Raw genomic sequence first — 24,359 nt, 5'->3', positions numbered from 1 at the left:
GTAGGAACAGATGCGGGGGATCGGGTTCAGCGCGGGACGGGTGCGTCGTAGTGCTCGACGGCCGGCGGCGCGGCGAAGAACGGCCCGACCAGCGCACGCCAGCGCCCGAAGCGCTCGGACTCCCTGAAGCCCACCGTGTGCGCCTCGACGGACTCCCAGCCGACCAGCAGCAGAAACCCCTGCGGCCGCTCGACGCAGCGCAACAGCCGCGCCCACCGGAAGCCGTCGGCCTCCGCGAGCACCTGCCGCGCCGTGCCGAAGACCTCCTGGAACTCCTCCTCCCGGCCGGCCTCGACGGTGAGTTGGGCATGCTCGACGATCACGGCGGACTCCGTTGACTTCCTCGGGACGGGGATGCTCCGAGCCTGGTCGGCGGCCGTGCCGCGGTCAACGGATCGAGGCATCGCCAAGGGGCACGTCATCCATCCCGCACGGCGATGGAGCCCCGCGCGGACGGACGGGCCAGGGGGCCGGCGCGCCGGTGATGGCAGGCATCGCCAACGGCCATTTCCCGACCGGGCGCGCAACTCCTAGCGTCGGGGGAAATCCGATCGGACCGTACGAGGAGAGCCGCCCGTGCCAGACGATTCCCTGCCCACCCACGCCGGGCCCTTCGCGCTCGGCACGTTCCGGGCCGACTCCGCGGTCTTCCCGGGACTGGTCACCGGGACGCGTGTGCGCGACCTGTCCGACCTGGTGGCGTCCGTCCGCGCCCTGGTCGAGGAGTGGGACGCCTGGCTGCCCCGCCTGCACGACCTGGCGGGCTCCGCGAAAGGCCCCTGGCACGACCTGGCCGACCTGCGGGTCCTCGCCCCGATCACACCGGGGCAGATCCTGCAGAGCGGCGCCAACTACCGCAAGCACGTGGTCGACCTGGTCGCCGCCGAGAAGGAGAGCGTCCACGGCGCCACCCCCGAGGAGGCCCGCGCCGACGCCGAGCAGATGATGGACGAACGGATCCGCAGCGGAGTCCCGTACGTCTTCCTCGGATCGCCGCGCGCGATGTGCGGCCCCTACGACGACATCGTGCTCCCCGCGCTCGGCGAGCAGCACGACTGGGAGCTCGAACTCGCCCTCGTCATCGGGCGGCCGGGCCGGAACATCGCGGCCGAGGACGCCTACGACCACGTCGCCGCCTACACCGTCTGCAACGACCTCACCACCCGCGACCGTCTCTACCGGCCCGACCTGAAGGCCATCGGCACGGACTGGTTCACCGCCAAGAACGCCGACACCTTCCTGCCCACCGGCCCCTTCCTGGTGCCCGCCGCCTTCGTCGGCGACCCGGACGACCTGCGGATCACCCTGCGCCACAACGGAGTCGTCCGGCAGGACGAGTCGACCAAGGACATGATCTTCGACATCCCGCGGCTCATCGCATACGTCTCGACGACCACCACCCTGCACCCCGGCGACCTGCTGCTCACCGGCTCCCCGGCGGGCAACGGCGCGCACTGGGGCGTCTTCCTGAAGTCCGGGGACGTGCTGGAGGCGGAGATCACCGGCCTGGGCCGGCAGCGCAACACAGTCAGGAGCGCACCGTGACGACCCTCATCACCCACCTCCGCCATGTCGACCTGGCCGTACCGGACTTCGCCCGGCAACGCGCCTTCTACCGCGACACCTGGGGCCTCACCGAGGTCGCGAACGACGGCGGACTCGCCTTCTTCGCCGCCGAGGGAAGCCCCGAGCAGTACGTCGTACGGATCCGCGAGGACGCGCGCAAGCGGATGGACCTCGTGGCCTTCGGGGCGGTCTCCGCGGCGGCCGTCGACGAACTCGCCGTCCGCCTCGGCCGGGCCGGCATCCGGCTCATCGGCGAACCCAAGGTGCTGGACACCCCCGGCGGCGGCTACGGCCTGCGCTTCTTCGACCCCGACGGGCGGGTCGTCGAGGTCTCCGCCGACGTCGCCACCCGCGCCCACCGCAGGATCGAGGAGCGCGAGGCGATCCCGGTCCGGCTCTCCCACTGCGTGGTCAACTCCCGCGACCCCGAGGGGCTGCGGGACTTCTACGTCGAGCACCTCGGCTTCCGGCTCACCGACACCCTCTACTCCACGCACATGGGCGACCTCATGTACTTCCTGCGGTGCAGCCCCCTGCACCACTCCTTCGCCATCGCGCGCGGCCCCCATGTCTCCCTGCACCACGCCTCGTTCGAGATGCGGGGCGTCGAGGAGTACATGCGCGGCACCGGCCGGGCGCTGCGCGCCGGCACCCGGCTCACCTGGGGTCCGGGCCGGCATCTCGCCGGCGACAACACCTTCTCCTACTTCCACGACCCGCACGGCAACACCGTGGAGTACACGACCGAACTCGCCGTCCTGGAAGAGGACCTGTGGCATCCGGGCCGCCATGACGTCGACGACCCGATCACCCAGGACCAGTGGGGCACCGCCGACCCGATGAGCGAGTCGGTCGCCAAGGAGCAGTTCAACGACCCGGACGTGCTCTTCACCGCCCCGCCCGTCTGACCTCCCCCGGAAAGGCCGCCGTTGTGGCAGAGATCCTGTAGCACGCCGTTCCCAGGGCCGAGGTGGCCGCCTCCCTCGACCAGGTCCGCGCGACCGTCGCCGCGGTCGTCGCGGACGTCCGCGAACGAGGCGACGCGGCGGTGCGCACGTACTCCGAGAAGTTCGACGCCTGGAGCCCGGACTCCTTCCGGCTCTCCGCCGAGGAGGTGGAGAAGATCGTCGCGTCGGTGCCCGAGCAGGTCATCGACGACATCCGGTTCGTCCAGGACCAGGTCCGCGCCTTCGCGCGCCACCAGCTGGACTCCCTGCGGGAGTTCGAGGTGGAGACCCTGCCGGGCGTGCGGCTCGGGCAGAAGCACATCCCCGTGCAGGCCGCCGGCGCCTACATCCCCGGCGGCCGCTACCCGCTCACCGCCTCCGCCCACATGACCATCGTCACCGCCAAGGTGGCGGGCGTACCGCGGGTGGTGGCCTGCACCCCGCCCAGCCACGGCGAGATCCCGGCCGCGACCGTCGCCGCCATGCACCTCGCGGGCGCGGACGAGATCTGGCTGCTGGGCGGGGTGCAGGCCTCGACCGTGGGCTTCCGCGTCGCCGCGACCGCCGAGGCGCAACTTCCGGCTCACGGCCGAACTCACCGGCTGCACCGTGGAGGAGGCCGAACGCGACTTCGCGTCCCGCGCCGCGCTCGGCCGGCTGGTGGAGGAGCACGAAGTCGCCCGTGCGCTGGTGGCGATGCCGGCCATGCCGGGTCTGTGCGGCGCCGACATCGACCTGTCGGCGGGGATGGTCGCGCCCGCCTAGCGGACGCCTCCTTCGACGTCACCGCCGCCCACACCGCCGACGGCGCGGCCGCCTTCACCGACATCGACCTCGTGGGCGACTTCTCCAACGGCATGCGCAACGGCAAGAACATGGTCCTCACCTTCGCGGGCTCGACGGTCAGGGGCGTGATCTCGGCGACGACGACCCGGCACCGGGTGGCGTCGATCGACGCGTCGACGTTCTACGAGCTCGGCATCGTCACCAACACCGTGCGGCCCGCCGTCAACAACGGCGCGATCGTCCGGCTGGAGGACGGCTCCGTCTGGACGGTCACCGGGACCTCGTACCTGACCTCGCTGACCCTGGCCGACGCCGCCGCCGTACGGGCGCCGTGCGGCAAGGCGGTCACCCTGACCGTCGACGGCACGCCGACGACCCTCACCCCGGGCACGGAGCTCCGCCTCCCGCCGAGCCCTCGTGCTGCCGAAGCGGCGGGCCGCCGTAAGGTGGCATGGATGTTCAGCCCCGAAGGCCCCACCCTGCGCGAGCTCGCCGTCCAGGCCCTGTCGTCCGTCGAGCACGGCTACGACCTTCTCGCGCCGAAGTTCGACCACACGCCGTTCCGCACCCCGGACTCCGTCCTGGACGCGGTCACCTCGGCGATCGAGGAGTCCGGGCCGTACGAGGACGGCCTCGACCTGTGCTGCGGCACGGGCGCCGGGGTCGACGTCCTGGCCACGGTGTGCCGGAGCAGCGTGACCGGGGTCGACTTCAGCGCGGGCATGCTCGACGAGGCACGCCGACGGGCCCGTCCGACCGGCCCGCGGGTGTCCTGGGTGCGGGCGGACGTCCGCGCCCTTCCCTTCGCGGCCCGCTTCGACCTCGTCGTCAGCTTCGGCGCGTTCGGGCACTTCCTGCCGCGCGAGCTGCCGGGCCTGTTCGCCCAGGTGCACGGCGTGCTGCGGCCGGGCGGATCCTTCGCGTTCCCGGTCCTCGCACCGCCCCGGCCGTCCGCCCCGGCCTTCTGGATGCTCCTGGGCTTCGACGCCGTGATGCGGGCGCGCAACGCCGTGTGGCGGCCGCCGTTCGTGATGTACTACCGGGCCTTCCGGCTCGGTGAGGTCCGGCGCGAACTGGAGCGTGCCGGATTCCGTGTGGACCTCCGCGCCCTGCCCGAGTTCGGCACCCGGAGCGACGGAAGCCCACGGGTTCGGCTGGTCGAGGCGCGACGGGCGGACTGAGCGGCCCCTCCCGGGCCCCGGGCCCCGGGGCGCCGGAGCCCCGCCCCCCGCCCTCCCGCCGCGCCCGTGCTCACAGCGCGCTGTACAGGGCGTCCACCAGCGCCTTCTTCCGCGGGTCGTCGGAGATGTGCGGACCCATCCGGTTCATCACATACCCGAGCGACACCCCCGCCTCCGGATCGGCGAGCCCGCAGGAGCCCCCGAAGCCGTCGTGCCCGAACGCGCGCGGATTGGGTCCGTACGATTCCGCAGGGCCGCTCAGCCACAGCCCGAGCCCGATCTCCGTCTCGTGCCCGAGCCCGGCGCCCAGGACGAGGTCCAGGCAGCCGCCCTGTCCCTCGCGGACCCGCTCGGCGGCCTCGGGGGAGAGGATCCGTCGGCCGTCGTACGTGCCCCGGCCGGCGAAGATCCCGTAGAGCGCGGCGACGGCCCGCGCGGTGCCGTGGCCGTTGGCGGCCGGGAGCTCCGCCGCCCGCCACCCCGGTGAGTTGGCCTCGGTCGCACCGATCACGGGGTTGGCCAGTGCCGCGATGGCGGCGGGGGCCAACTGGCTGAAGATCGCCGCCTGTTCACTGGCGGAGGCGGCCGGCGGATGCACCAGCTCGGCGGCCCGCCCGGCCTCCTTCTCCGGCAGCCCGATCGTGAAGTCGACGCCCAGCGGACCGGTCACCTCCCGCTCCAGGAAGGCCCCCGGCAGCAGCCCGGACACCCGCCGCACGACCTCCCCGACCAGGAAGCCGTAGGTGAAGGCGTGATAGCCGGACCGGGTGCCCGGCTCCCACCAGGGCTCCGTGGCCGCGAGGCGCGCGGTGGTCAGCTCCCAGTCGTAGAACTCCTCCAGGGAGTGCGGCTCGCGCAGACCGGACAGGCCCGCGCGGTGGGACAGCAGATGCCGCACGAGCACCCGTTCCTTGCCCGCCGCGGCGAACTCCGGCCAGTAGTCGGCCACCGGCGCGTCGAGGTCGAGCAGCCCGCGGTCGGCGAGGATGTGCGCGCACAGCGCCGTCGGGCCCTTCGACGTGGACCACACGTTGACCAGCGTGTCGCGCTCCCACGCGCGCGTGCGCGCCGCGTCGGCCCAGCCGCCCCACAGATCGACCACCGGCACGCCGTCGACCGTGACGCTCACCGCCGCGCCCAGCTCGTCGCGGCCCCGGAAGTTCTCCTCGAAGGCCGTGCGCACCGCGGCGAACCGCGGGTCGCAGTGGCCGTGAACCTGTGACACGTGCTCGGACATGGGGCCTCCGTGGTCCGCCGGGACCCCGGACCGCGACGCTGCGACCCGGGCACCCCGAACGTACCGACTGGTCGGACCGGAGGGAAGTCACCCGACCCGCTCGGCTGTGGTCAGGCGTACGAGCGCAGCCAGCGCAGCTTGGCCGCCTCCTGGTAGGGGCCGCCGCCCTCGTGGTCGTTGAAGTCGTAGACCTCGATCGTCTTGTCCTCGTGCGCCCAGGCGTTGAAGGCGGCGAACACGGTCGACGGCGGGCAGGTCTGGTCCTCCAGGGCCGCCGAGAACAGCGCCGGGGCCGAGCCGCGCGAGGCGAAGTGGACGGCGTCGAAGTAGGAGAGCGTGCGCAGGGCGTCCTGGGTGCGGCCGCGGTGCGTCTTGAGGAACAGGCCGATCTCGCGGTACGGGTGACGGTCCGTCAGCGTCGCCGCGCGCGGGAAGTCGCACAGGAACGGCACGTCCGGGGCGATCGCCGCCAGGCCCGGCACCAGACCGCCCACCGCGAGCGTGATGCCGCCGCCCTGACTCGCGCCGAGGACCACGGTCCGCGACGCGTCCGTCAGCGGGTGGGAGCGGGCCGCCTCGACCGCGCGCACCGCGTCCGTGAACACCCGGCGGTAGTAGTAGTGCTCGGGGGCGTCGATGCCCCGGGTCATGAACCCGGGGTACGAGGGCGCGCCGCCCACCGGATCCGCGGTGCCGCCCCCGCCGCCCCACGCGCTGCCCTGGCCGCGGGTGTCCATGATGAAGTGCGCACGGCCCGTCGACGCCCACAGCAGGTGCTCGTGCGGCAGACCGCGGCCGCCGCCGTAGCCGACGAACTCCACGACCAGCGGCAGCGGTTCCGCGGCCCCGGCCGGCAGCGTCAGCCAGCCCTTCACCGGATGTCCGCCGAACCCGGCGAAGGTCACGTCGTACACCTGCACCGTGGCCAGCCCCGTGTCGACCGGCTCGAAGCGGGCGTCCAGATCGTGCTCGCGTGCTTCCTGGAGGGTCTTGGACCAGAAGGCGTCGAAGTCCTCGGGCTCGATGGACGCGCTGCGGTACTCGTGGAGCTCTTCGAGGGACAGGTCGAACAGGGGCATGAAGGACCGCCTTTTGTTAAGTGCCCGTACGAATGATCACACCGTACGCGGGCGGCGGGAGCCCTCGCCAGACCCTCATCAGGAGCTTCAGAGCCTGATCAGAAGCCTCAAGCGGGCCTGCGCCGGGTCCACTGCGGTTCCGTGCGGGCCCACTCCCGCTCCCACTCGCCCAGCCGGTGCCGCATCGCCGCCCGCCGGACGACGGTGTGCCCCAGCAGCACCACGGCGGTCGCACCGCCGGCCGCGCAGGTCGCCATGGTGAGCGTGTGCTGCCACACCATCGTGTCGCTCGGCGGCGCCGCGACGCTCCGGCCCCGGTCGTCGAACCACACGTCCACGGTGTCGCCCTGCTGTGTCCCCTCCGGAACCCGCGCGGTGGCCGTCCGGGCCTTCTCGCCGGGCGGCGTCCAGCGCACGCTCACGCGGTACGTCTGCCCGCGGACGCCTTCCGCCGTGGGCAGGGTGTCGGGAACCTTGCCGACGACCTCGGCCCGCACCCGGTGGCGCTCGGCGCGCTGCCGCTCCGCGACCGTCTGCGCGTCCCCGTGCGCCCACAGGCCGGCGAGCGCCCCGGCCAGGGGCACGGCGACCAGCAGCAGCACGGCGACGACGAGCGCCGTCCACGCCTCCAAGACGTCGGACCGGCGCCGCAGCGGATTGTCCCGCCAGCGCCGGTCACGCACCCGGATTCGCATGTCGACCTCCTCGCCGTCACGCGTACGAGTGCCCTCATGAGGGTCGTACCCCGTTCGGAGTACATCGTTTCACGCATCGTGCACGACGGCCCCTCGACGGCCCTCCGGGGCGGCGCGGGCGGCCGGGGACGGTCAGCCGAAGCGTTCGATCCGGATCCGGTCCACCGGCTGTCCCGCCTCGACCAGCAGCCGCGAGGCGTGCTCGGCGAAGGCGTTCGAGCCGCACACGTACGCCTCCCAGCCGCCCGCGGGCCGCTCGGCGAGCAGCGGGGCCACGTGCTCGGCGGCGAGCCGTCCCACGGGCACGCCCGCCGGGGCGCTCCGGGTGAACACGGGCGTCGTCTCCGCGTCGTACTCCCGCCCGTAGATCAGCTCCTCGGGGCCGCGCGCGGACACCAGCAGCCGCAGCGGCACGTCCAGGCCGCGCGCCCGGTGGTGACGGACCATCGACATCAGCGGGACGACCCCGGAGCCGGCGCCGATCAGCAGCGCGGGCCGGTCGCCGGGCCAGGCGAAGAAGCCGCTGAGCGGGCCGCGCAGCTCGACCTCGTCACCGGGCTTCGCGACGGTGTGGAACCAGCCGGAGACCTCGCCGCCGTCGACGTGGTCCAGGGTCAGCTCGATGTGCCCGTCCTCGTCGGGCGCGGAGGCGATCGAGTAGTGCCGCTGGGCGGTGTAGCCGTCGGCGGCGGTCAGCCGCAGCATCAGGTGCTGGCCGGGCAGGTGGCCCGCCCAGGCGGGCGCCGCGAACCGGAAGGTGGCCGCGTGCGGGGTCTCGCGGCGGATCTCGGTGAGCGTCGCCGTCTGCCACACGGCGGCGGCGCGGTTGCTCACGGCGATCCGGCCCGGCACGGCGAACCGGGTCAGGGGCGTGAAGGCCCCGGCGGAAGGGGCGGCGGCGAAGGTCTCAGTCACCGGAGTACCTCTGCTCCTCCCAGGGGTTGCCCCGGGCGTGGTAGCCGTTCTGCTCCCAGAAGCCCGGCTCGTCGTGGTCCAGGAGACGCAGGCCCGCGATCCACTTGGCGCTCTTCCAGAAGTACAGATGCGGCACCAGCAGTCGCGCCGGTCCGCCGTGCTCGGCCGCGAGGGGCTTGCCGTCGTACTCCCAGGCGATCCAGGCCCGCCCGCCGGTCAGGTCGGCGAGGGGCAGGTTGGTCGTGTACCCGGTGTGCGAGTACGCGACGGCGTGGGTCGCGGACGGCAGGGGGCGGACGGCCGCCAGGAACGCGTCCAGGGACACGCCCCCGAACCGCACCCCGAACTTCGACCAGCTGGTCACACAGTGGATGTCGCCCTCGTACGCGGACTCCGGCAGGGTGTGCGCCTCGTCCCAGTCCCAGGAGCGGGGGGCCTCGACCAGCCCGTCGACGCGGAAGGTCCAGTCGGCGGGGGTGAGATCGGGGGTGACCTCGGCGGACAGCACGGGCCAGTCGTCGCCCGCGTCGTACTGGCCGGGGGGCAGCCCCGGATCGAGGACGCGCGGGCGGCCGGTGAAGCCTCGGGTGACGTTCATGGGGTTCCAGCGTGAGGGGGCGGTCGGGTGACGCCGTCAACCGTACGTGCAAGTCGGCCGTGCTCCGCACCGGGGCCGTCCGGCGATCATTAAGGCCGTATGAACACTCCCGAAGGCCGGGAATAGTCATCGGCCCTCCCGCCCTTGCACGTGTCGTTCCGGATCGGCGATCGAGCGGTTCGGCACCGGCGAAGGAGAGTGGGAGCAATGCCGAAGGCGTACGTGTTCACCCGGTACGGCGGCCCCGAGACGGAGGCGCTCGTCGACCTGGAGCGGCCCCGGCCCGGGCCCGGCGAGGTGCTCGTCGCGGTGCGCGCGGCGGGAGTGAACCCCGTCGACTGGAAGCAGCGCACGGGCTTCCGGCGGCCCGGCGAGACCGCTGAGCGCGTGTTCCCGTCTGTCCTGGGCAACGAGGTGGCCGGCGTCGTGACGGAGACCGGCGAGGGCGTCACCGGGTTCGCGCCCGGCGACGAGGTGTTCGGCACTGCGGTCGCGGGCGGCTATGCCGAGTACGCGCTGCTGGCCGCCGGCATCACCGCGCACAAGCCCGCCGCACTGTCCTTCGCCGACGCCGCGACCCTCCCGGTGGCCGCCGCGACCGCCTACGACGGCGTCCATCAGCTCGATCTGCCGGCCGGCTCGACGCTGCTGGTCACCGGCGCGGGCGGCGGTGTCGGCGTCGCCGTCGTGCAGATCGCCCACGCCCTCGGACTGCGCGTCCTGGGCGTCGCGAGCGAGGGCAAGAAGGACTTCCTCGAGTCGCTGGGCGCCGTGCACGTGCCGTCCGGCCCGGACTGGGCGCAGACCGCGCGGCTGGCAGCGCCGGACGGTGTCGACGGCGTCTACGACCTCGTCGGCGGCGAGGTGCTGCACGCGGCGGCCGCCCTGGTGCGGGACCCCTCCCGGCTGATCACCGCCGGGGCCCCGGCCGAGGAGGTCGAGCGGCTGGGCGGCGCCCGGGTGGCCCGCGCCCGTGACGCGGCCGTCCTGCGGGCGGTGGCGGAACTGGTCGTCCACGGCGACCTGGACCCGCACGTGACCCGCACCTTCCCGCTGGAACGGGCGGGCGAGGCCCTTCGCGAGGTCGAGAGCGGCCACACCCGCGGCAAGGTCGTACTGGAGATGGGAACAGGCATATGAGCACCGCTGAGTCGCCCCTCGTCGAGCCCCCGCACGTGCTCGACAACCCCGCCCGCGCCGCCCTCACCGGGCCGCACGCCCGCTTCGCCGAGCGTCGGGGGCGGGTCCTGCGGTATCCCGTCGACGTGTCGCCCTGGCTGGCGCTGCCGGACGAGCCGCACGGGGAGGACTGGGCGGACCTCGCCGCGCTCGCCGGGCCCGGCGCGGAGGTCGCGTTGGCCGGGTTCGGCGGGGAGGTCCCGGACGGCTGGGAGGTCACCTTCCGGATGGAGGGCGTGCAGTTCGTCGACGACGGGCTGGCCGCCGCACCCGACCCGGAGGCGATCCGGCTCGGCCCCGCCGACGTACCCGAGATGCTCGATCTGATAGCCCGCACCCAGCCGGGGCCGTTCGAGGCCCGCACCATCGAGCTCGGCACCTACCTGGGCATCCGCCGGGACGGCGCGCTCGTCGCCATGGCCGGCGAGCGGCTCCACCCGCCCGGCTGGACCGAGATCAGCGCGGTCTGCACCGACCCCGCCTTCCGCGGTGAGGGCCTGGCGACCCGTCTGATCCTCGCCGTCGCCCACGGCATCCGCGAACGCGGCGAGACGCCCTTCCTCCACACCTCCGCAGGCAACGTCAACGCCATTCGGCTCTACGAGTCGTTGGGCTTCCGGCTGCGCCGCCGGACGACGTTCCTGGCGGCACGGGTTCCGGAAGAGCCGGGGCGCTGGAGTCGGTCGGCCTCGGAGGCGGGGCCGGTCCACGCGTTGTAGCGCACCAGACACTGCGCGAACCGCTCCAGGTCCTCCGCCGACCACTCCGCCAGCCGTTCCCGGAACGCCGTGCGGCGGCTCTCGGTGACCTGGGCGAGGAGGCGGCGTCCGGCCTCGGTGAGGTGGAGGAGCTGGACGCGGTGGTCCTCGGGGTCCTGGCGCCGCTCGATCAGGGCGGCGCGCTCCAGGGCGGCGACCTGACGGCTGACCGTGGACTTGTCCAGGGCGTAGTGCGCGGCGAGGTCGGTGGCCCGGCAGGCGCCGCTCTCCTCCAGGTGGCCGAGGAGCGTGTACGACACCAGCGACAGTTCGGGGTGCAGTCGGCCCGCCGAAGAGCGGGCCCGCCGCGCGAAGGCCGTCATCTCCCGCTGGATCGTCTCCACGGCCTCGGCTGCGTCCACGGGCGCTCCCTCACTGGTTCCCCGCTCACCTGGTTGCATAGTACAACTTGATATGCCGGGAGCGTGAAACTACGAAGAGCATCTGATCGTTGGGGTAATGTGGCCGTCCGGCTGCGGAGGTCCCCAGTCGTGCACGGCCGAGGAGGTGAGACCCATTACCGCAGTGTCAGGTCGGGTGCTCTCCTCCCGGGACGGCGTGGGCCGCCGCCCGTAGGAGACCGCGAGAGCGCCCTTCGGCATCCGAAAGGCTTCTCGGCTTCATGCCTCCACTTTCCAGTTCCTCACCCTCTTCGTCCGACTCGTTCTCCTCCGGGTCCCCTTCGTTCGACGCCCACGTCGCCGCTCTGCGCGCCGCCGGATGCGTCTTCGCCGAGGACGAGGCGGAGTTGATCCGCACCGCCGCCCGGACTCCCGACGAGGCCGCCGCCATGGTGGAACGCCGTGCTTCGGGCCTGCCCCTCGAACACGTCGTCGGCTGGGCCGAGTTCCACGGTCTGCGCATCACCGTCGAGCCGGGCGTCTTCGTGCCCCGCCGCCGCACCGAGTTCCTCGTCGAGCAGGCCCTCGCCACCGCGCCGCACGCCCGCGTGGTCGTCGACCTGTGCTGCGGCTCGGGCGCGGTCGGCGCCGCCCTCGCCGCGTCCCTCGGGCAGGTCGAGCTGCACGCCGCGGACATCGACCCGGCCGCGGTGCGCTGCGCCGGGCGCAACGTCGCCGCCTATGCCGGACACGCCTATCGGGGCGACCTGTTCGAGGCGCTGCCGGGCCGGCTGCGGGGCCGGATCGACATCCTGGCCGCCAACGTCCCGTACGTCCCGACCGACGAGGTGCCCCTGCTGCCGGCCGAGGCCCGCGACCACGAGCCGCTCACCGCACTCGACGGCGGCGGCGACGGACTGGACGTGCTGCGCCGGGTCGCCGCCGGGGCCCCGCACTGGCTCGCCCCCGGCGGCTGTCTCCTCGTCGAGACCAGTGAGCGCCAGACCCCGGCCGCCGTCGAGGCGTTCACCCGGGCCGGTCTTGCGGTGCGGGTGGCCGAGGACGAGGAGCGATACGCCCATGTGCTCGTCGGGACCAGGGCCGCGACCGGCGTCAGGTAGCGGCGCCGCTGCCCGTGGGGTCGGGGGAGCGTTCGGCGTCGCCCCGGTTCCACGGGCCGTGCTCCGGGAAGCCGCCGCGCCGGTGCTCCTTGCCCCGGTCGTCGAAGGCGCCGGACAGCACCCGGTCGGCCGTGTTCCTGTCGCCGGACCGGGAGCCGACGACGTACACCGTGTCGCCCTTCTTCAGGGTGTCGGCGCCGGAGCCGGAGGCGTCCTTGCCGGAGACGGAGGCGTCCGGACCCACCGTCCACGTCCACGAGGCGCCGTCCTCGCTCTTGACGGTGACCTGGTCGTCGGCCACCTTCTCGACCGTGCCGCGCTGCCAGACGCGGACCACCCAGTCCCCGGTGTCGGGGTCCTTGACGGTGGCCTCGCCGTGCGCCGCGTCCCCGCCGAGCCCGAACCACGGGCCGCCGTGTCCGTGCCGGCCGCCGGGGCCGTCGGAGGAGGACGCGGACGGCGCGGCCGACGGAGAGCCGCCGTCGGAACCGCTCGACGTCGCCGCGTACGCCACCGTGCCGCCGAGTGCCAGCACGGCGACGGTCGTGGCCGCGATCACCGCGCGCCCGCGCGCCGACCGGCGATGCCACAGCGTGCGCAGATCGGTGCGCTCGCGACCCTCGTCCGCCTCGCCGACCGATCCCGGGAGCAGTTCGACCTCGTGCGGCCGCTCCGGTCCTTCCGGTCCTTCGGGCCTCTGCGGCCCTTTCGGCTCCTGCATCACGGCTCACTCTCCTCGCCCACCACGGCGCCGCCGCTGCCACGCCTCACTGTGATTGTCCGAGGCGCGCGGTAAGGAAGCAGTAACAAAAGCCTGTGAATCGGGGCGCGGGGGGCGCGCCCGGCTCACTCCCGGATCAGCGCCCGCGCCACCAGCAGGGCCACGTCGTCGTGGTCGGCGGGGTGGTGCAACCTCTCCAGCAGCAGGTCGCACAACTCCTCCAGCGGCCGCGCCGGATCGTCGAGCAGCGCCAGCAGCGCGTCCAGGCGCTCGTCGAGGGAGTCCGTGCGGGTCTCGACGAGTCCGTCCGTGTACAGCAGGAGCTGGTCGCCGGGGGCGAACTCCACCTCGGTCGTGGAGAACGCCACCCCGCCCACGCCCAGCGGCGCGCCGGTGGGCAGGTCGAGCAGCTCCGGCGGCCGGCCCGGGCGCACCCGGGCCGGCGGCAGATGCCCGGCGTTGGCGATCCGGCAGCTCCCCAGCCCTGGGTCGTGGACGGCGTACACGCAGGTGGCGATGGAGTGGTCGAGGCCCTGGGTGATCCGGTCGAGGTGCTCCAGCAGCACCGCCGGGTCCAGGCCGAGGGAGGCCAGCGTGGTCGTCGCGGTGCGCAGCCGGCCCATCGTGGCGGCGGCGTCGATGCCGCTGCCCATCACATCGCCGACGACGAGCGCGGTCCTGCCGTCCTCGAGCGGGATGACGTCGAACCAGTCGCCGCCGACCTCGGTCGTGGCGCCGGCGGGCTGGTAGCGGGAGGCGACCTCGAGCCCGCCGGTGACGGGCGGGTGGCTCGGCAGCAGGCTGCGCTGGAGGGTGAGCGCGGTGGTGCGGGCGTTCTGGTACCAGCGCGCGTTGTCGATCTGGACGGCCGCGCGGGCCGCCAGCTCGCGGGCGAGCAGCAGGTCGTCGCGGCCGAACGGCAGGGGGTTGCGGGTCCGTTTGAGGTCGAGGGCGCCCAGCACCTCGCCGCGCGCGATGAGCGGCACGGCCAGATAGGAGTGCACGCCGGCCCGGGCCAGCAGGCGGGCCGCCTCCGGGGAGCGGGCGATGTGTCCGAGGTCCTCGTCCTTGACCTGCGCCACCATGACGGGCCGGCCCGAGCGCACGCACTCGGTGACGAGCCGGTCGGGCGCGTAGCGGGCCACCTGCCCGGGCTGGTCGGCCGCCGCCAGCGCGTCCGGCTCGTCCTCGGCCCGCACCGCCAGGGCACGGATCACGGCCGACTCGGCGGGCCCGAGGCTGGTCCGCCGGCCCGCCACCACCGCGTCGAGCAGATCCACCGCGGCCACGTCGGCCAGCTCCGGCACCGCCACGTCGGCGAGTTCGAAGGCCGTGCGTTCCAGGTCCAGGGTGGTGCCGATGCGGGCCGAGGCGTCGGCGATCAGCGTCAGCCGGCGGCGTGCCGCCTCCGCCTCGACGGCCGCCCGGTGCTGGTCGGTGATGTCCGCGACCGACGCGGCCACGCCCAGGACCGTGCCCCGGCCGTCCTCCAGGCGGTACATGGACACCGACCAGGCGTGGTCGTCGTCCGGGGACGCGGCGGTGCGTCCGACCGTGTGCCAGGCGACGAGCGGCACTCCGGTCCGCAGCACTTCGAGGGCTGCCGCGTCCAGGGTCTCGGTGTCCAGTCGGGGCAGCAGCTCGCGGACCCGCCGGCCGAGGTGCTCCTCGGCAGGCAGTCCGTTGATCCGGGCCAGCGCGGGGTTGACCGAGACGAACCGCAGTTCGGTGTCCAGCACGGCGAGACCGATGGGGGACTGCTCGACCATGCGGGTGGACAGGGCGACGTCCCGCTCCAGCCGGTGCACCGTCGTCTGGTCGGCGGCGAGACCGAGGGCGTAGATCCCGCCCTGGTCGTCCAGGAGCCGCATGTTGCGGAACTCCACCAGCCGGGTGGTGCCGTCCTTGCGCCGGACGGGGAACGCCCCGGCCCAGCTCTGGCCGGTGGCCATGACGTCCGCGAAGAGCTTCACGACGAGGTCGACGTGCCGCTCGTGGACCATCACCCGGGCCGCGTACCGCCCCAGCGCCTCCTGCGCCGAGTAGCCGAACAACTCCTCGGCCTGGGGACTCCACAGCACGATATGGCCGTCGGTGTCGAGCACCACCGAGGCCACGTTCAGCACGTCCAGCAGCCAGCTCGGCCCTGTGGGGCCACCGCCCTCGGCCGCGGACGATCCGGCTGCACTCATGCCACGCACCGCCTCCGCATGTCGATGCGGCACGCCGTCCCCCGTGCCGACTCCCCCTGTTCTACCGTGCTCAACCCTTTTCTCCCACGCCTTGGGCGTCCTTCTTCAGGCTCCTCCGGTTCGGAGTCGCACGCCGTTCTCCTCAGGGTCCACACCTGTTGATCCGAATTGGTCTGTACATGACTATCACGGAGCGTCAGACTGTCCGCCGAGCGCGCCCCCACCCCCCTCGACGAGGAGTCCCATGTCCCTGCGCCCTGCCCGCAGCCGCCGCCCCGTGGTCCGCACCGCCCGCACCGCCCGTACCTTCCGCGCCGCCTTCCTCGCGCTGGCCGTCGCCACGGTCACCGCCCTCTCGGCCGCACCGCCCGCCGCGGCCGCCGACACCTGGACCGAGGTCGGATCCGACCGCGCCGACCCGCTGACCGAGAGCCAGGGGCTGGCGTCGGTCGAGGTCCCGGCGAACAGCGCGAACCGCTACACCGGCATCGGCACCATCCCGCTCTCCGTGTCCACCCGGGGCTGGAACCACGTCGGCGACCCGGACGCCTCCTACGACGGCTACTACGTGGAGCCCTACCAGAGCGACTCGGGCACCTCGAAGATGTACCGCGTGCAGGCGCCCGGCGGCGCCTGGTCGGAGTACGTCCACGCGCTCGGCTCGGGCGAGGCCCTCAACAACTCCTGGTCGGCGATCACCCCGGACAGCAAGTGGATGCTGTCGGGCGAGTGGGGCACCATGACCCGCTTCCTCGTCTTCCCGACCCCCGGCGCCAACCCGAGCACCTCGCCCTCGGCGAACCTGCCCCAGGTGTCGACCGTCCGCCTCGACCACGCCGTACGGGACGTCCAGGGCTGCGACTTCACCGGTCCGACCACCCTGCTGTGCTCCTCCGACGACCCGGCGGGCACCCTCTTCGGCATCACCAAGCCGCTCCTGCAGATCGACCTGTCCGCCGCCCCGAACGGCACCTCCGACGTCACCGGTCACGTCACGGCCCTGCGCCAGCTGCCGCTGCGCAGCTCCTGCTCGGGCACGTTCGAGACCGAGGGCATCGACTACGACCGTCGCACCGGCACCCTGCGGGTGATCGTCGTCTCGCCCGGCTTCTGTGTGCTGACGGACAGCAAGACCTACCGGTTCACCAAGAGCTGATCCCTCGCTGGTCCCCTGCGGCCAGGAGTGCTTTTCTGGGGTTGTGGCGCGGTTCGCGCGGCCGTATCGCCGTGCGGCTCCGCCGCGTGCGCGCAGCCGCGCCACCGCCACGAGAGGAGCGATCACGATGGATCGTGAGCGTCTGCACGAGGAGCCCGTCTCCCTCGAGATCAGTGGATGCAGCAAGGAGGACGCCCGGATCGTGTTCGACACGCTGAACACGTGCTTCGAGTCCGACCGGGGCCCCGACGAGGCGCCGCAGCAGCTCCATGAGACCCGGCCGATGGTGTGGCTCGGCACCTTCGAGGTCACCGACGCCCGTGCGTGCCCGCCGCCCGCCCGGCTCTCGTCCTCCGTGGAGGCCGACGCACAGGGCGGTTACTGGGCGATCGAGCGGCTGCGCTCCACGCTGGACTCCCTGTTCGCGGTGCGCGACCTCGCCTCCGCCTCCGGGGACCAGGAACGCGAGCTGCACGTTCTGCTCGAAAGCCGGTGACCTGCGGCACAGTCCGGGATCCGATTGTGCAACTAGTTGCATAAACCGTGCGCGGTCCTCTAGAACTGGAGGGACTACCGCCGCGCACGGAGGCCTGTCATGAGCCGTTACCCGCACCTGCTGAGCCCGCTCGACCTGGGCTTCACCACGCTGCCCAACCGCGTCCTGATGGGCTCGATGCACGTCGGCCTGGAGGAGGCCGAGCGAGGCTTCGAGCGCATGGCCGCGTTCTACGCCGCCCGGGCCCGCGGCGGAGTGGGACTCATCGTCACGGGCGGTATCGCCCCCAACGACGAGGGCCGGCCGTACGAGGGCGGCGCCAAGCTCACCACCGACGCCGAGGCCGAGCAGCACCGGACGATCACCGACGCGGTGCACCGCGAGGGCGGCCGGATCGCGATGCAGATCCTGCACTTCGGCCGCTACGCCTACCACGCGGACCTGGTCGCCCCCAGCCCCCTCCAGGCCCCCATCAGCCCCTTCCCGCCCCGCGAGCTGACCGCCGCCGACGTCGAGCGCACCATCGACGACTACGCCCGGGCCGCCCGCCTGGCGCGGCAGGCCGGCTACGACGGCGTCGAGATCATGGGCTCCGAGGGCTACCTCATCAACGAGTTCATCGCCCGGCAGACCAACCACCGCACCGACCACTGGGGCGGCTCCTACGAGAACCGGATGCGCTTCCCGGTCGAGATCGTCCGGCGGGTGCGCGAGGCGGTCGGCGAGGACTTCATCGTCGTCTACCGGCTGTCCATGCTGGACCTCGTGCCCGGCGGCTCCACGCTCGACGAGGTCGTCACCCTCGCCAAGGCCGTCGAAGCGGCCGGCGCGACCATCATCAACACCGGCATCGGCTGGCACGAGGCCCGCATCCCCACCATCGCCACCTCGGTGCCGCGCGGCGCCTACACCTGGGTGACGAAGAAGCTCATGGGCGCGGTCTCCGTGCCGCTGGTCACCACCAACCGCATCAACACCCCCGAACTCGCCGAGCAGTTGCTCGCCGAGGGCAGCGCGGACATGGTGTCGATGGCCCGCCCGATGCTCGCCGACCCCGAGTTCGTGGCCAAGGCCGCGGCGGGCCGGCCCGAGGCCATCAACACCTGCATCGGCTGCAACCAGGCCTGCCTCGACCACACCTTCAGCGGGAAGATCACCTCCTGCCTGGTCAACCCGCGCGCCTGCCACGAGACCGAGCTGGTCCTCGCCCCGACCCGGCTGCGCAAACGCGTCGCCGTGGTCGGCGCGGGACCGGCCGGACTCGCCTGCGCGGTGTCGGCGGCCGAGCGCGGCCACGAGGTGACGCTGTACGACGCGGCGAGCGAGATCGGCGGCCAGCTCAACGTCGCCCGCCAGGTCCCCGGCAAGCAGGAGTTCGACGAGACGCTGCGCTACTTCCGCCACCAGCTCGACGCCCACGGCGTGGACGTCCGCCTCGACACGCCCGTGACGGCAGACGACCTGGGCGACTACGACGAGGTCGTCGTCGCCACCGGCGTCGTCCCGCGCACCCCCGACATCCCCGGCGTCGACCACCCGAGCGTCGTCGGCTACCTCGACGTCCTGCGCGACAAGGTCCCCGTCGGCGACCGGGTCGCGATCCTCGGCGCGGGCGGCATCGGCTTCGACGTCGCCGAGTTCCTCACCGACGGCGGCGACAAGGCGAACGAGGACCCGGCGACCTACTTCCGCCAGTGGGGCGTCGACATGGACTACCAGGCCCCCGGCGGTCTCGCGGCCCCCGAACGCCCCGCCCCGCCGCGCACGGTCCACCTCCTGCAGCGCAAGACGACCAAGGTCGGCTCGGGCCTCGGCAGGACCACCGGCTGGATCCATCGCGCCGAGCTAAAGCACCGCGGCGTCACCATGGTCCCGGGCGTGCGCTACGACCGGATCGACGACGCCGGACTGCATGTCACCGTCGGCGAGCAGAGCACCGTCCTGGAGGTCGACACCGTGGTGCTGTGCACCGGCCAGGACCCGCGCCGGGACCTGTACGACGCGCTGGTCGCCGCGGGCGCCAACGTGCACCTCATCGGCGGCGCCGACGTCGCGGCCGAACTGGACGCCAAGCGCGCCGTCCAGCAGGGCACGGAGCTGGCGGCGGCGCTGTAGGGCCGTCCGGGCGCGTCCCTAGGATGGCTGGCATGTCACTCCCGCACGCGATCCTCACCGCCCTGCTCGAGAGGCCCTCGTCGGGGCTGGATCTGACCCGCCGGTTCGACAGGTCGATCGGCTACTTCTGGTCGGCGACGCACCAGCAGATCTATCGCGAGCTGGGAAAACTGGAGGCCGAGGGCCAGATCCGGGCCCTGCCGACGCAGACGCCGGCCCGCGGGCAGAAGAAGGCCTACGAGGTCCTGCCCGCGGGCCGCGCCGAACTCGCCCGCTGGACGGCGGCCGCCCAGGACCCGAAGCCGCACCGCGACGCCATGCTGCTGCGGCTGCGCGCCGCGGCCGTCGTCGGCACCGCGGGCCTGGAGACCGACCTGCGCCGCCATCTCGAGCTGCACCGACGGCAGTTGACCGAGTACCAGGAGATCGAGAAGCGCGACTTCCCGCCGGGCGAGGAGAGCGCGCAGGCCAGACTGCAACACCTGGTCCTGCGCGCGGGCATCGAGCTGGAGACCTTCTGGACCCAGTGGCTCACCGAGGCCCTGGCGGGTCTGCCCGCCACCGTGGCGGACGCGGGGGACCAGGACCTGTCCTAGAGCCGGTACGGCTTCGAGCGGCGGCGCAGGAACCAGGCCGCCGCGATGACGCCCGCCCCGACCAGCGCCCCGCCCACCCCCATGGTGATGGGGCCGACGTCACGGGCCGCGCCGCCGAGACCGCCCATGACCCCGCGCGAGGGCGAGGCCGTCGCCGAGATCGTCGGCGTGGACGGGGCCGAGACGATCACGGACTGGGTGCCCGCGGTGCTGCCGTTGGAGCACATGACGACGACGGTGTACGTGCCCGGGGAGACGGCCGACCAGGCCGCGGACTGGCCGGCGGTCGTCCCGGACAGGGCCACCTGACGCCCCTGGGAGAAGCTCCCCTGGCCGCTGCTCAGCAGCGCGGCCGTGCCCCAGCTGCCGTTGATCAGTGTGCAGGCGCTGGTCACCACCGACACCGTGGAGCCGGTCGTGCTCACCGAGATGCCCGAGACCCGGGCGGTGGCCGGCCCGGGGGCCAGTGCGAGGGGCAGCGCGGCGGCGGCTGCCACGGTGAGTCCTGAGCGTACGAGAAAACGAGGAATGCGCATCGGACGTCCTCCGGCGGCGGCACGGTCAGCGGTACATCCCTTGCGCCGCCGAGGGGTCGGGTACGCCCGTGCTGCCTCAGGGGAAGCCAACGTGCCCCGGCCCCGGTCCGCACGCGGACCGCGACCGGGCAGGTGACGGATTCCATCGGACGGCCCATGCGGGGGCCGTCACAGGCGGGAGCCGTCACTGGCGGGTGCCGGTGGTCACCGTCCGCTCCGCCGAGAAGGCCCCCCACGTCCCGTCCGGCAGCCGGGCCCGCAGCCGCACGCGATGCCGGGCCGCTGCCTCGTCCGCCCGCCCCGCGTAGAAGCTGTAGGTCGCCCTCCCCTCGGGCGGGTTCCCGCCCCACACCAGCGTGGTGGCCGGCTGTCCGTCGAGCTGGATCTGGTACTCGGCGACCACGCCGTCCACCCGGGGCGGCACCCAGGACAGGTCGATGTAGTAGGCGCCGTCGGTGAGGCGGGCGCCGGCCCGGAAGTCGGCCGGCGCGGTGTCCGACCCGTCCTCGGCGCCCGGCTCGGTGGTGACGCGCACGGGCGGGCCGGCGGGCGAGACGTTGTCGGCCGCGTCCCGGGCCAGGACGGTGAACGAGTAGCGCGTGCCCGGCCGCAGCCCCGTGACGACGGTCGCCGTCTGGCCCCCGCCGACGCTGTGGATCTTCACACCGCCCTGCTGGACGTCGTACGACACGACCTTCCGGTCGTCCGTCGACGCCGACCAGGACAGCTGGACGGCCCGGCTCCCGGCGGCCCGGCCGGTCACCCCGCCCGGTGCGGTCGGGGCCGAGCGGTCCGCCGCCCCGGCCGTCGGCGTCGTGGCCCGCACCTCACGGCTGCGCGGCCCGAGCCGGCCCACCGCGTCGCGGGCCCGCACGGTGAAGACGTAGCTCGTGGCGGGCGAGAGGCGGACGACGTCCAGCATGTGCGCGGAGCCCGGCACGTCTCCGACCTTGGTGCGGCCGCGGTACACCTCGTAGGCGTCGACGGCCGGGTTCGCGGCGACCGCGTTCCACATCACGTGCACGCTCGTGGCGCTGCCGGCCTCCGCGGTGACCCCCGTCGGAGCGCCGGGCGCACCTGCGTCGTCGTCGGCGCCGCCGACGGCGCACCCGCACGACAGGGCCGTCACCAGCCCCCACACCACAACCCACAGCGCAACGCGTCGCACGGCTTCGCCTCGCCTCCCAGCCCGGCACGGCGGCAATGGTCCGGACCAATATGACGTGGTGGCGCGAGCACATCAAGAGGGCGAGCGGCTCCGGGGCTGCCGTCGAGGACCACTTCCGGAAATTACGTATGCTGAAGACCTCGCGGCTGAACTCAACCTGCGTGCTCATGAGTTCATGCCGGTGGCGCGGACCGCTGTCGTCGCTGTTCCCGCGCCGGCGGAGTGGCCCGGGGCCCGGAGGCCGACACGGCGCCGGGCCCCGGCCCCCTGTCACCCGCTCGCCTCGCGCGAGGCCGGGCCTCGTGCACCGTACGGCCCCCTCGGAGTGGCCGCGTGGAGGCAGTGACACCAGATTGTTCCGGGTGTCCGTCAATGTCCCCATGAGAGGGTCCGTATCGTGCACGCCAAGTCGCTGACACTGGCCGCGGCCGGCCTCGCCCTGCTGGTCCCGGCCGCCCCGTCCGCCGCCGCTCGTCCGTCCCTGGGCGCCCCCGGGTCGCCGGCGCACCGGCAGGAGGGCTCGGTCCTCGCCGCCGACCTGCTGTCCCGGGTCCGGGACTGCACCCCCGTCTCCGACGGCCGGTACCGCACCGACGCGGGCGCGCCCGCCACGATCCCGGTCTGCGGCACCGACGAGGCGGTGTTCTGGACGGCCGACATGGACATCGACTGCGACGGCCGCCCGAGCCCGCAGTGCAACAGCGGCACCGACCCGGTGTTCTCCGCCGCCACGTCCTACACCCAGTCCGACGGCCGTTATCTGGACGCCGCGACCCTGCCCTACATCGTGGTGCCGGGGGTGAGCGCGATCTGGGACCACCGGGCGCACGGGGTGCGCGGGGGAGCCGTCGCTGCCGTCGTCCACCAGGACCGGGTGCAGTACGCGGTCGTCGGCGACACCGGCCCCACCGGCATCATCGGCGAGGCGTCGTATGCCACCGCCGAGGCGCTCGGCATCAACCCCGACCCACGCGGCGGCGGCACCCCCTCCGGCGTCACGTACATCGTCTTCAAGGACTCCCGCGCGACCCCGATCGAGAGCCACGCCTCCGCGGTGGAGGTGGGCGAGCGATTGGCCCGGCAGTTCGTCCAGCGCGCGGGAGCGGGCGGGGCGCCCGCCCGGCCGTCGGTGCAGCCGCAGACCCCACAGCAGGCTCAGGAGGTCCTGGACGCCGAGATCGGCGAAGGGGGCGAGGGGGACTAGGGGGACTGGGGGGACTGGGGGGACTGGGGGGACTGGGCAAGCGTGCCGGGAGGTGTTCGTGCGGTGGCCGCCGTGATCGGGGCGTGGAACCCGGGATCCGGCGGCCACCGTCGGTCGGACGGCCGAGGTGGGTGGCCGAGCTGCCGTCCGACGCAGGGGGTGTCCGACGACCCGTGGGTCGTCAGACCGCCGACCAGCCGTCGTCGACCGGCAGGATCACGCCGTTGACGTTGCTCGCCGCGTCCGAGGCGAGGAAGACGATCGCGGCGGCCTGCTCCTCCGCCTCGGCCAGCCTGCCGACGTTGACGAAGTGCGGGCCGAGCGCCGTCGGGCCGTGGGCGCCCTGCTCGGCCTCCACCACGATCGAGGTCTTCGTGCCGCCCGGCGCGATCGCGTTCGCGCGGATGCCCTTGCCCCGGTACATCACCGCGAGGGACTTGGTGAGCCCCACCACGCCGTGCTTCGACGCGGTGTACGCCGCGCCGGCCGCGCTGCCGCGCAGACCCGCCTCGGACGCCGTGTTGACGATCGCGCCCTTGCCCGCCGCCAGCATGTGCGGCAGCACCGCCCGGGTGAGCAGGAACGGGGCCGTGAGGTTGACCCGGATGACCCGCTCCCACTCCGCGTCGCTCACGTCCGCCAGTGCCGACATACGGTCCATGATCCCGGCGTTGTTCACCAGCACGTCCACCCCGCCGAACCGCTCCACCGCGGTGGCGGCCACCTCGTCCACGACGCTCTGCTCGCTGAGGTCGCCGGTGACGGCGACGGCCGTGCCGCCCGCCTCCGCTATCTCCTTGACGACGGCCTGCGCGCCCTCGGCGTTGAGGTCGGCCACCAAGACCCGCGCCCCCTCGGCGGCGAAGGCCAGGGCCGTGGCGCGCCCGATGCCCGAACCCGCTCCGGTGACGACGACGCTGCGGCCTTCCAGTCCAGTGGCCATGAGGTGCTCCTAGCTTGCTGCGATGTGCGGGGTGGGGGGCGTCCCCGGGAAGTGCTTGTCGGGTAACCCTACGACTTAATGTCTGTGAGTGACATAAAGTCGTGGTGAAGAATTCAGGGCGCACGGAGTTCGGCGCGCGAAGTTCGTGAAAGGTGACCGAGACCGGAGGACCGGATGACCGCATCCCAAGGACGCACGGGCCGACCGCCCCTCACGGAGGAGCGCAAGGCGGAGATCCGGCTGGAGATCGCCCGCGCCGCGGTGGACCTGTTCGTCGACCAGGGCGTCGCGGCCACCACCGGCGAACAGATCGGCCAGGCGGTCGGGGTCTCCGCACGGACGGTCTGGCGGTACTTCCCGAGCAAGGAGAGCTGCGTGCGCCCGCTCCTCACGGCCGGCATCGACGCGATCGCCGTCTGTCTGCGCGAGTGGGAGCCGGGCCGCCCCCTGGGAGAGGCCTTCGCCCGGCGGCTCGAGACCGACCAGCGTCTCGTCGGCGGCCCCGACCCGGCCACCGTCGGGGCCCTGGTACGGCTGGCCCGCACCGAACCGGCCCTGCGCGCGGTCTGGCTCCAGACCTACGACGAGGCCGAGCCGGCCTTCGCCCGCGCCCTCGCCGACCGCGCCGGAGTGCCGGCCGGCGACTTCCGGCCCGCCATCCAGGCGGCGATGTTCAACGCGGCCCTGCGCGCCGCCGTCGAGCACCACGCGTGGCGCGCCGCCGACACCGCCGCCGACACCGCCGCGGACCCGGCGACGGTACGGGCCGAACTGGCGGAGGCCATCCGCGCGGCCCTCGTGGTGGCGTCGGAGGGAGTGAACTGAGCCC

The 24,359-nt window shown here is 73.4% G+C and carries 23 protein-coding genes and 2 pseudogenes; 13 read left to right on the top strand and 12 right to left on the bottom strand.

The features are described from left to right. Positions 1 to 26: 26 nt before the first annotated feature. Positions 27 to 323, bottom strand: coding sequence for an antibiotic biosynthesis monooxygenase family protein (locus ACWD4O_RS36025; RefSeq protein ID WP_451286518.1), 297 nt, complete (start codon positions 321 to 323; stop codon positions 27 to 29). Positions 324 to 576: 253 nt separating this feature from the next. On the opposite strand from ACWD4O_RS36025, the gene ACWD4O_RS36020 reads away from it, so the two are divergent. The 4 genes and pseudogenes from ACWD4O_RS36020 to ACWD4O_RS36005 all read left to right on the top strand — a co-directional run bounded on the left by ACWD4O_RS36020 (position 577) and on the right by ACWD4O_RS36005 (position 4,480). Next, the gene (locus tag ACWD4O_RS36020; protein WP_451286516.1) at positions 577 to 1,545 is read left to right on the top strand and encodes a fumarylacetoacetate hydrolase family protein; all 969 of its coding nucleotides are present in this window, start codon (positions 577 to 579) and stop codon (positions 1,543 to 1,545) included. Further along, a complete protein-coding gene (locus tag ACWD4O_RS36015) occupies positions 1,542 to 2,474 on the top strand; it encodes a VOC family protein (RefSeq protein WP_451286514.1) in 933 nt (310 codons plus the stop codon). Before ACWD4O_RS36020 ends, ACWD4O_RS36015 begins: the two co-directional genes overlap by 4 nt. A 62-nt stretch (positions 2,475 to 2,536) precedes the next feature. Continuing rightward, positions 2,537 to 3,034 (top strand): annotated as a pseudogene (locus tag ACWD4O_RS36010) (histidinol dehydrogenase); the annotation flags it as partial. 720 nt (positions 3,035 to 3,754) lie between these two features. Then, positions 3,755 to 4,480 carry a class I SAM-dependent methyltransferase gene (locus ACWD4O_RS36005; protein ID WP_451286650.1) on the top strand — a complete coding sequence of 242 codons (726 nt, stop codon included), beginning with the start codon at positions 3,755 to 3,757 and terminating at the stop codon, positions 4,478 to 4,480. Positions 4,481 to 4,550: 70 nt separating this feature from the next. Here ACWD4O_RS36005 and ACWD4O_RS36000 read toward each other — a convergent pair whose 3' ends face one another. The 5 genes from ACWD4O_RS36000 to ACWD4O_RS35980 form a co-directional block, all read right to left on the bottom strand. Beyond that, on the bottom strand, positions 4,551 to 5,717 hold the full coding sequence (locus ACWD4O_RS36000; protein WP_451286512.1) for a serine hydrolase domain-containing protein: 1,167 nt from the start codon (positions 5,715 to 5,717) through the stop codon (positions 4,551 to 4,553). A gap of 110 nt (positions 5,718 to 5,827) precedes the next feature. Next, positions 5,828 to 6,796, bottom strand: coding sequence for an acetylxylan esterase (locus ACWD4O_RS35995; RefSeq protein WP_451286510.1), 969 nt, complete (start codon positions 6,794 to 6,796; stop codon positions 5,828 to 5,830). A gap of 107 nt (positions 6,797 to 6,903) precedes the next feature. Beyond that, positions 6,904 to 7,491: an Rv1733c family protein gene (locus ACWD4O_RS35990; protein ID WP_451286508.1), complete on the bottom strand. Its 588-nt coding sequence runs from the start codon at positions 7,489 to 7,491 to the stop codon at positions 6,904 to 6,906. Positions 7,492 to 7,623: 132 nt separating this feature from the next. Beyond that, positions 7,624 to 8,406 carry a ferredoxin reductase gene (locus ACWD4O_RS35985; RefSeq protein WP_451286506.1) on the bottom strand — a complete coding sequence of 261 codons (783 nt, stop codon included), beginning with the start codon at positions 8,404 to 8,406 and terminating at the stop codon, positions 7,624 to 7,626. Then, positions 8,399 to 9,004, bottom strand: coding sequence for a sulfite oxidase-like oxidoreductase (locus ACWD4O_RS35980; RefSeq protein WP_351911991.1), 606 nt, complete (start codon positions 9,002 to 9,004; stop codon positions 8,399 to 8,401). The genes ACWD4O_RS35985 and ACWD4O_RS35980 overlap by 8 nt, the downstream gene beginning before the upstream one ends. Positions 9,005 to 9,211: 207 nt before the next feature. On the opposite strand from ACWD4O_RS35980, the gene ACWD4O_RS35975 reads away from it, so the two are divergent. Together ACWD4O_RS35975 and ACWD4O_RS35970 are read left to right on the top strand one after the other, a co-directional pair. Next, positions 9,212 to 10,144 carry an NADP-dependent oxidoreductase gene (locus ACWD4O_RS35975; RefSeq protein ID WP_451286504.1) on the top strand — a complete coding sequence of 311 codons (933 nt, stop codon included), beginning with the start codon at positions 9,212 to 9,214 and terminating at the stop codon, positions 10,142 to 10,144. Continuing rightward, positions 10,141 to 10,902 carry a GNAT family N-acetyltransferase gene (locus ACWD4O_RS35970; RefSeq protein ID WP_451286502.1) on the top strand — a complete coding sequence of 254 codons (762 nt, stop codon included), beginning with the start codon at positions 10,141 to 10,143 and terminating at the stop codon, positions 10,900 to 10,902. Before ACWD4O_RS35975 ends, ACWD4O_RS35970 begins: the two co-directional genes overlap by 4 nt. Here ACWD4O_RS35970 and ACWD4O_RS35965 read toward each other — a convergent pair. After that, positions 10,869 to 11,303: pseudogene (locus ACWD4O_RS35965) on the bottom strand (MarR family winged helix-turn-helix transcriptional regulator); the annotation flags it as partial. The gene ACWD4O_RS35970 and the pseudogene ACWD4O_RS35965 overlap by 34 nt on opposite strands. 260 nt (positions 11,304 to 11,563) lie before the next feature. Here ACWD4O_RS35965 and ACWD4O_RS35960 point away from each other — a divergent pair. After that, the gene (locus tag ACWD4O_RS35960; protein WP_451286500.1) at positions 11,564 to 12,403 is read left to right on the top strand and encodes a putative protein N(5)-glutamine methyltransferase; all 840 of its coding nucleotides are present in this window, start codon (positions 11,564 to 11,566) and stop codon (positions 12,401 to 12,403) included. Here the strand turns inward: ACWD4O_RS35960 and ACWD4O_RS35955 are convergent. Next, positions 12,396 to 13,124 carry a hypothetical protein gene (locus ACWD4O_RS35955; RefSeq protein WP_451286498.1) on the bottom strand — a complete coding sequence of 243 codons (729 nt, stop codon included), beginning with the start codon at positions 13,122 to 13,124 and terminating at the stop codon, positions 12,396 to 12,398. The genes ACWD4O_RS35960 and ACWD4O_RS35955 overlap by 8 nt on opposite strands. Before the next feature lie 125 nt (positions 13,125 to 13,249). Then, positions 13,250 to 15,316: a SpoIIE family protein phosphatase gene (locus ACWD4O_RS35950; protein ID WP_451286496.1), complete on the bottom strand. Its 2,067-nt coding sequence runs from the start codon at positions 15,314 to 15,316 to the stop codon at positions 13,250 to 13,252. Positions 15,317 to 15,560: 244 nt separating this feature from the next. On the opposite strand from ACWD4O_RS35950, the gene ACWD4O_RS35945 reads away from it, so the two are divergent. The 4 genes from ACWD4O_RS35945 to ACWD4O_RS35930 all read left to right on the top strand — a co-directional run bounded on the left by ACWD4O_RS35945 (position 15,561) and on the right by ACWD4O_RS35930 (position 19,679). Continuing rightward, positions 15,561 to 16,472, top strand: coding sequence for a hypothetical protein (locus ACWD4O_RS35945; protein ID WP_451286494.1), 912 nt, complete (start codon positions 15,561 to 15,563; stop codon positions 16,470 to 16,472). Positions 16,473 to 16,599: 127 nt separating this feature from the next. Then, positions 16,600 to 16,968 (top strand): hypothetical protein, encoded by a 369-nt coding sequence (locus tag ACWD4O_RS35940; RefSeq protein WP_451286492.1) that lies wholly within the window; start codon positions 16,600 to 16,602, stop codon positions 16,966 to 16,968. A gap of 99 nt (positions 16,969 to 17,067) precedes the next feature. Continuing rightward, positions 17,068 to 19,083 carry an FAD-dependent oxidoreductase gene (locus ACWD4O_RS35935; RefSeq protein WP_451286490.1) on the top strand — a complete coding sequence of 672 codons (2,016 nt, stop codon included), beginning with the start codon at positions 17,068 to 17,070 and terminating at the stop codon, positions 19,081 to 19,083. A gap of 32 nt (positions 19,084 to 19,115) precedes the next feature. Continuing rightward, a complete protein-coding gene (locus tag ACWD4O_RS35930; protein WP_451286488.1) occupies positions 19,116 to 19,679 on the top strand; it encodes a PadR family transcriptional regulator in 564 nt (187 codons plus the stop codon). Here ACWD4O_RS35930 and ACWD4O_RS35925 read toward each other — a convergent pair. Together ACWD4O_RS35925 and ACWD4O_RS35920 are read right to left on the bottom strand one after the other, a co-directional pair. Continuing rightward, complete coding sequence (locus ACWD4O_RS35925) at positions 19,676 to 20,215, bottom strand: hypothetical protein (RefSeq protein WP_451286486.1); 540 nt, start codon at positions 20,213 to 20,215, stop codon at positions 19,676 to 19,678. The two genes, ACWD4O_RS35930 and ACWD4O_RS35925, sit on opposite strands and share 4 nt — an antisense overlap. A gap of 184 nt (positions 20,216 to 20,399) precedes the next feature. Continuing rightward, entirely contained in the window at positions 20,400 to 21,383 is a 984-nt protein-coding gene (locus ACWD4O_RS35920) for a fibronectin type III domain-containing protein (RefSeq protein ID WP_451286484.1), read from the bottom strand. A gap of 397 nt (positions 21,384 to 21,780) precedes the next feature. On the opposite strand from ACWD4O_RS35920, the gene ACWD4O_RS35915 reads away from it, so the two are divergent. Further along, complete coding sequence (locus ACWD4O_RS35915) at positions 21,781 to 22,587, top strand: glycoside hydrolase family 75 protein (RefSeq protein ID WP_451286481.1); 807 nt, start codon at positions 21,781 to 21,783, stop codon at positions 22,585 to 22,587. A gap of 181 nt (positions 22,588 to 22,768) precedes the next feature. On the opposite strand, the gene ACWD4O_RS35910 is transcribed toward ACWD4O_RS35915, so the two are convergent. After that, positions 22,769 to 23,530: an SDR family NAD(P)-dependent oxidoreductase gene (locus tag ACWD4O_RS35910; RefSeq protein ID WP_451286480.1), complete on the bottom strand. Its 762-nt coding sequence runs from the start codon at positions 23,528 to 23,530 to the stop codon at positions 22,769 to 22,771. Positions 23,531 to 23,704: 174 nt separating this feature from the next. Between ACWD4O_RS35910 and ACWD4O_RS35905 the strand changes: the two genes are divergently transcribed. After that, positions 23,705 to 24,355, top strand: a complete 651-nt coding sequence (locus ACWD4O_RS35905; protein WP_451286478.1) for a TetR/AcrR family transcriptional regulator — start codon at positions 23,705 to 23,707, stop codon at positions 24,353 to 24,355. Positions 24,356 to 24,359: the final 4 nt, after the last annotated feature.

The sequence above is a fragment of the Streptomyces sp. NPDC002623 genome (assembly GCF_053592635.1).
The sequence above is the reverse complement of the archived record's forward strand: the minus strand, read 5'-3'. Positions and strand labels throughout refer to the sequence as shown.

Excerpts from the sequence above, each read along its gene's own strand:
- ACWD4O_RS35910 (WP_451286480.1), bottom strand. The coding sequence starts at position 23,530 with ATGGCCACTGGACTGGAAGGCCGCAGCGTCGTCGTCACCGGAGCGGGT.
- ACWD4O_RS35935 (WP_451286490.1), top strand. The coding sequence starts at position 17,068 with ATGAGCCGTTACCCGCACCTGCTGAGCCCGCTCGACCTGGGCTTCACC.
- ACWD4O_RS35970 (WP_451286502.1), top strand. The coding sequence starts at position 10,141 with ATGAGCACCGCTGAGTCGCCCCTCGTCGAGCCCCCGCACGTGCTCGAC.
- ACWD4O_RS35950 (WP_451286496.1), bottom strand. The coding sequence starts at position 15,316 with ATGAGTGCAGCCGGATCGTCCGCGGCCGAGGGCGGTGGCCCCACAGGG.
- ACWD4O_RS35995 (WP_451286510.1), bottom strand. The coding sequence starts at position 6,796 with ATGCCCCTGTTCGACCTGTCCCTCGAAGAGCTCCACGAGTACCGCAGC.
- ACWD4O_RS36000 (WP_451286512.1), bottom strand. The coding sequence starts at position 5,717 with ATGTCCGAGCACGTGTCACAGGTTCACGGCCACTGCGACCCGCGGTTC.
- ACWD4O_RS35945 (WP_451286494.1), top strand. The coding sequence starts at position 15,561 with ATGTCCCTGCGCCCTGCCCGCAGCCGCCGCCCCGTGGTCCGCACCGCC.
- ACWD4O_RS35990 (WP_451286508.1), bottom strand. The coding sequence starts at position 7,491 with ATGCGAATCCGGGTGCGTGACCGGCGCTGGCGGGACAATCCGCTGCGG.
- ACWD4O_RS35960 (WP_451286500.1), top strand. The coding sequence starts at position 11,564 with ATGCCTCCACTTTCCAGTTCCTCACCCTCTTCGTCCGACTCGTTCTCC.
- ACWD4O_RS35930 (WP_451286488.1), top strand. The coding sequence starts at position 19,116 with ATGTCACTCCCGCACGCGATCCTCACCGCCCTGCTCGAGAGGCCCTCG.
- ACWD4O_RS35975 (WP_451286504.1), top strand. The coding sequence starts at position 9,212 with ATGCCGAAGGCGTACGTGTTCACCCGGTACGGCGGCCCCGAGACGGAG.
- ACWD4O_RS35925 (WP_451286486.1), bottom strand. The coding sequence starts at position 20,215 with ATGCGCATTCCTCGTTTTCTCGTACGCTCAGGACTCACCGTGGCAGCC.
- ACWD4O_RS35980 (WP_351911991.1), bottom strand. The coding sequence starts at position 9,004 with ATGAACGTCACCCGAGGCTTCACCGGCCGCCCGCGCGTCCTCGATCCG.
- ACWD4O_RS35905 (WP_451286478.1), top strand. The coding sequence starts at position 23,705 with ATGACCGCATCCCAAGGACGCACGGGCCGACCGCCCCTCACGGAGGAG.
- ACWD4O_RS35955 (WP_451286498.1), bottom strand. The coding sequence starts at position 13,124 with ATGCAGGAGCCGAAAGGGCCGCAGAGGCCCGAAGGACCGGAAGGACCG.
- ACWD4O_RS35940 (WP_451286492.1), top strand. The coding sequence starts at position 16,600 with ATGGATCGTGAGCGTCTGCACGAGGAGCCCGTCTCCCTCGAGATCAGT.
- ACWD4O_RS36005 (WP_451286650.1), top strand. The coding sequence starts at position 3,755 with ATGTTCAGCCCCGAAGGCCCCACCCTGCGCGAGCTCGCCGTCCAGGCC.